The organism is Sphingopyxis bauzanensis (genome assembly GCF_002205675.1).
Classification (GTDB): domain Bacteria; phylum Pseudomonadota; class Alphaproteobacteria; order Sphingomonadales; family Sphingomonadaceae; genus Sphingopyxis; species Sphingopyxis bauzanensis.
Genome location: NZ_NISK01000012.1, coordinates 1 through 4,317, shown reverse-complemented (window position 1 = coordinate 4,317; position 4,317 = coordinate 1). Strand labels below are relative to the sequence as shown.

Annotated in this window: 2 protein-coding genes and 3 pseudogenes; 2 read left to right on the top strand and 3 right to left on the bottom strand. The window is 63.2% G+C overall.

The genetic code is table 11. The features are described 5' to 3' along the window. Positions 1–118: 118 nt before the first annotated feature. A pseudogene (locus CDQ92_RS20480) lies at positions 119–649 on the bottom strand (ATP-binding protein); the annotation flags it as partial. Beyond that, positions 646–2,160 (bottom strand): IS21 family transposase, encoded by a 1,515-nt coding sequence (istA, locus tag CDQ92_RS20475; protein ID WP_088444122.1) that lies wholly within the window; start codon positions 2,158–2,160, stop codon positions 646–648. The gene istA and the pseudogene CDQ92_RS20480, both read right to left, overlap by 4 nt. 178 nt (positions 2,161–2,338) lie before the next feature. Between istA and CDQ92_RS20470 the strand changes: the two are divergent. Both CDQ92_RS20470 and istB read left to right on the top strand, forming a co-directional pair. Next, a pseudogene (locus CDQ92_RS20470) lies at positions 2,339–2,884 on the top strand (Mu transposase domain-containing protein); the annotation flags it as partial. Further along, positions 2,881–3,738, top strand: a complete 858-nt coding sequence (gene istB, locus CDQ92_RS20465) for an IS21-like element helper ATPase IstB (RefSeq protein WP_088444121.1) — start codon at positions 2,881–2,883, stop codon at positions 3,736–3,738. The pseudogene CDQ92_RS20470 and the gene istB, both read left to right, overlap by 4 nt. Positions 3,739–3,814: 76 nt before the next feature. On the opposite strand, the pseudogene CDQ92_RS20460 reads toward istB, so the two are convergent. After that, positions 3,815–4,180 (bottom strand): annotated as a pseudogene (locus CDQ92_RS20460) (IS110 family transposase); the annotation flags it as partial. Between the last annotated feature and the right edge of the window lie 137 nt (positions 4,181–4,317).

Here is a 4,317-nt window from a genome sequence, read left to right as displayed (position 1 = left end):
AAGCAAATCACGTCGATGACGGCTCTGAGCCGTGCGCGGCATCAGATCGGAATCCCGCGCGGGATCAGATCGGAACGATGCGCGTGATCATGTCGGTATCCCTGCGCGGGATCGTCGGAATCCGCACCAGATCGTCGAGGATCAGCAGATCGAAGCGATCGAGCCGATTGATCGCGTTTTCGAGCGTAAGCTCGCGGCGCGCAACCTGCAGTTTCTGGACGAGGTCGGAGGTCCGGACGAACAGCACGCGCCAGCCCTTTTCGATGAGCGCCAGACCGATCGCCGACGACAGGTGCGATTTGCCCCCGCCGGGCGGGCCAAACAGGATCAGGTTCGCGCCGTTTTCGAGCCAGCTGTCTCCGGCGCAGATCGCCATGACCTGCGCCTTCGATATCATCGGCACCGCGTCGAAGTCGAACGTATCGAGTGTTTTTCCCGGCAGCAGTTTCGCCTCCGCCAGATGGCGCTCCATGCGGCGGCGACCGCGTTCGGCGATCTCATGCTCGGTGATTGCGCTGAGGAACCGCGCCGCCGGCCAGCCCTCCTTGTCGGAACGCTCGGCGAACGTCGGCCAGAGCTGTTTGATTGTCGGCAGTCGCAGCTCGTTGAGCATCAGCGTGAGCTTTGTGACATCAATACCCTGGGTCATGCCATTTCCTCCGCGCGAGGAGCCAGTAGCGCTTCATAGGCGCTCAGCGGGACGAGCTCGACGATGACCTCAGGCAACGCCGCGGGGTCGGGCGCGAACCGCGCTCTAAGCACTGCCATGTCCGGCATGCCTTGCGGCGTCGCTAGCAGGGCTTCCAACACAGCGGCGAGCTCGGCCTCGCACGCCCGCTCATGCGCGAGGCTAAGAAGCTCGACCATCGTCCGGCACGCGACCCGTTCGGTGAGCCGCTCCAGCAGCCGATCGAACATGCGCCGGTAGGCCTCGCGCGGGAAGAGCTGGTGGCGATAGACAAGATTCAGCAGCGCCATCGGCTTGCGCCGGAGCGCATGGACGACATGGCGATAATCGACGACATGGCCATGTTTGCCGCTGCGCTCGGCACGGCCGCGCGGAAGCGTAAAGAGCGGTGTGCCGCCGAGGAACAGCTCAAGCCGATCGTCGTAAAGTCGCACCCGCAGTCGATGGCCGATCAGCCGCGACGGCACGGTGTAGAACACCTTGCGCAGCGTGAACCCGCCCGAGGAGGTCACCATGACGAGGACCTCTTCATAATCGCTGGAGCGCATGCCCGGTAGCGGCTGAAGCACCGCCCGTTCGGCGTCGATCCGCTTCGCGCACCGCGCATTCTTGCGCGCGACGATCTCGTCGACGAAGCGCCGATATTCGGCAAGCTCGTCGAAGTCGGCCGATCCGCGCATCAGCAGTGCGTCACGCACTGCCGCCTTCAGATGCCCGTGCGCGCTTTCTATCGTGCCATTCTCGTGCGCAACGCCGCGGTTGTTGCGGCTCGGCTCCATCCGGTAATGGCGGCACAGCGCATCATATCTGTGCGTCAGATCCTCGCGCGCCGATGCATCCAGATTACGGAACGCCGCCGACAGGCTGTCGCTGCGATGTTCACGCGGCGCCCCGCCCAGCGCCCACAGCGCATTCTGCAGCCCCTCCGCCAACGCGATATAACTCTCGCCGCCAAGGATCACATGGGCATGCTCGAAGCCCGAACAGGCGAGCCGGAAGTGATACAGCCGGTGGTCGAGCCCGACCCCCGCGATCCGTACACCCAGATCGGCCATATCCGTAAAATCCGACAGCCCCATCCGCCCCGGCTCGTGCACCTGGCGGAAGATCACATCGCGATCCGGGCCTTGCAGCGCCCGCCAACTGCGGATCCGACGCTCCATCGTCCGCCGTACTCCATCGGGAAGCTCAGGATGACGACGCTGCATTTCTTCGAACAATGCGATGGAGCGGATTCCCGGCGCACTCTCCAGGAGCGGTACAACCTCGCTATCGAAGATATCCGCCAGCGGATCGGGGCGACGGCGACCGCGCGGCGCCTTCTTCTGCGACGGCAACTGCGCATCCTGCTCCAGCCGATATGCCGTCGCCGTGCTGAACGCCGCGCACGCCGCCGCTGAACGCGGCGACACTGTCTGTCTCATCTTCATATATAATCTCACCTGATGATCGTTGATATGGCTCCCAGGCACCGCATCTCCCCTTCAGAAGGAGGCGCCACCTGGCAGGTCACGATCACCAAAAGCGCCCTTTCAGAAGAAAAGACGCTTGCGGCGGTGTGTCTGTCGCTCCTCGGGGCTTCGCCCCTCGTCCCGACAGACACACCGCCGCCATTCTCATCTAGATTGTCGCGCCGTTCTCACCTTGATTGTCGCGCAGCAGTTCCGTTACATCCGTGAGGACTTCTTCCTGGGGCGATCCTTCCGTACCATGGAGGACCTCAATGCCCAGCTCATCGTCTGGCTCGACACGGTCGCCAATGCACGGGTCCATGGCACGACCCAGCGCGTGGTCGCTGCAGCCTTTGCCGAAGAACAGGACGAACTGCAGCGCCTGCCTGAGCACCGCTTCAATGCGGTGTTGAAGCTTGAGAGGCGGGTCAGCCATGACGGGCTCGTGGCGGTTGGTGGAAACTACTACAGCGTGCCCGACCGGACACGTCGGGTCGTCGAGATCGAGCAGCTGCCGGACCTGATCCGCATCATCGACCGCGGTATCGTGGTTGCTGAGCATCCCGTACTTGAAGGGCGCCGACAATATCGCATCGACCGGCGCCATCGCACCGGGCGACCGCAAGCGCGCACGCACGATCGGCCGACGATGATGATCGGTCGAATCGGCGATCATGTGCCGCTGCGCTCGCTGGCGATTTACGAGGCAATCGGCGCGAGCCTGGCAATGGAGGGGCGGCCATGAACGGCGCGGCTCCTTCTGCGCGCGTGGACTCGATCCGCCGGAGTCTCGTGAGCCTCAAGATGCCCAGAGCGCTCGAAATCCTTGATGCGACCTTGCGGCGCATCGAGCAGGGCCAGATCGACGGCATCGAGGCGCTCGACGCATTGCTCGGCGAAGAACTGTCACTGCGCGAGAACCGGCGGATCAAGGCTGCCCTGCGCATGGCCCGGCTGCCCGTGGTCAAGACGTTGGCCGGCTACGACTTCTCGTTCCAGCCCTCGCTGGACAAGAACCGCATCCTTGCGCTCGCCGGCCTCGACTTCATCGAACGCGCCGAGGTCGTCCATCTGCTGGGGCCGCCCGGCACCGGAAAGAGCCACATTGCAACCGCGCTTGCGGTCGAGGCGGTCCGTGCTGGCAAGGCGGTCTATTTTATCCCGCTCGCCGATCTGATCGCCCAGCTTGCCAAGGCCGAGCGCGAAGGCACGCTCCGAGAAAAGATCCGCTTCCTCACGAGGGCATCGCTGCTAGTCGTCGACGAGATCGGATATCTGCCGGTCACGCCGGGAGGCGCCAACCTGTTCTTCCAGCTCGTCAACGCCCGCTACGAAAAAGGTGCAATGATCCTCACATCCAATCGCGGCTTCGCCGAATGGGGCGAAGTCTTCGGCGATCCCGTCGTCGCTACCGCGTTGCTTGACAGGCTCCTCCATCATGCCGTCGTCATCCAGATCGAGGGCTCAAGCTACCGCATGCGGGAACACGCCGCGCTCGTGCCCGAAAACCTACGCAGCGTCGCCTCGTTCAATCCGCCGGCGCCGAAGCGTCGCGGCCGCCCGCCAATAAAAGGAAATCAAGATCCCGATCACGGCTGATCACCGAAATCCCGCTACCCCAACATAGGGAATTTTAACCGCCCACATCTGCGGAAACTTCGGTGCCCATTGACAACACCAGGCCTGACGCCTGCTGCTCTTCACTCTTGATCGCCACGAACCGCATGCTCGGGCGCTGAGCGGCCTCGCAGATCGCCTCCGCATCCGCCGCATCATTCTTGTTCCGCTTCACGAACGGCTTCACATACGCCGGCGGGATCAGCTTCACCTCGTATCCCAACCGTGTGAGCTCTCGGCCCCAATGGTGCGCTCCCCCACAGGCTTCCAGCGCGACCGTACAACGCTGGTGCCCAGCAAAGAACTCCAGGAGCTTCCCTCGGCCGATCTTGCAGCTGAACAGCGCCCGCCCGCTCGCATCCGCGCCGTGCGCATGAAAAACATTCTTCGCGATATCCAGACCGATTATGCTAACTTCCGACACGGACGCCTCCTCTAGGCCGTGTTGACAAAAGGGATTCCCAATCGCGTCGACTTCTGATTCAAGACTGCTTTTTGAGGAGCAGTCATGGGTCGCGGGGATTTGTCGGAAGCGGAGTGGGATCTGATTGGGCCGCTGCT